Source organism: Geobacillus sp. B4113_201601, from assembly GCF_001587475.1.
Lineage (GTDB): Bacteria > Bacillota > Bacilli > Bacillales > Anoxybacillaceae > Geobacillus > Geobacillus icigianus.
Genome location: NZ_LQYX01000102.1, coordinates 4,893 through 5,639 on the forward strand (window position 1 = coordinate 4,893; position 747 = coordinate 5,639).

1 pseudogene is annotated in these 747 nt (G+C 55.8%); it reads left to right on the forward strand.

Annotation, left to right across the window (positions count from 1 at the left end):
* A pseudogene (locus tag B4113_RS14965) lies at positions 1-747 on the forward strand (transposase); the annotation flags it as partial.

Genomic DNA, 747 nt, shown 5'->3' on the forward strand with positions numbered 1-747 from the left:
TTGGCACTACTCGCACAAAGATCATCAATCCGTTTGGGGGCATTCGCTTGTTTGGCTGATGGTGCATACCTTCACGCAAGCGTTTCCGTTCGCGTTTCGTCTCTATGATAAGGCGGCGGGAAGAAGCAAAATCGACCTAGCGATCGAGATGCTTTCCTCGCTCAAGGGGAAGTGGGCTCAGCCGGTGTATGTGCTCATGGATTCATGGTATCCGTCCCAAGCGCTCATCGAAGCCTGCCTGAAACAAGGATTCCATGTCATCGCCATGCTCAAGACGAACCGGATTCTCTATCCGAAAGGCATCGCCATCCAAGCGAAGGAGTTTGCCCATTATATCGAGCCCAACGACACCCGCCTCGTCACGGTGGGGAGCGAGCGCTATCGTGTCTACCGCTACGAAGGCGCTCTCAACGGTCTTGATGACGCGGTGGTGCTGCTGGCTTGGAAGGCGGATCAACCGATGACGCCGGATCATCTCCATGTCATCTTCGACACCGACCGGGAGCTGAGTGACGAAGACATCTTGCGTTACGATGCCCAGCGCTGGACGATCGAATGCGTTTTCCGGCAGGCCAAAGACCAGCTGAAGTCAGGTGGACCGTGTTCGCCACGTTCGGGCGGTGAAACGGTATTGGACAGTGGTGCTCTTAGCCTGTGTATACAGCATCGCCGAATCTCAACAAGACCTCTCTTCCGGCCTGGAGCTTCTTCGGTCTCGGAAAGGGCACAGCGTCGTCGAGTTCATCG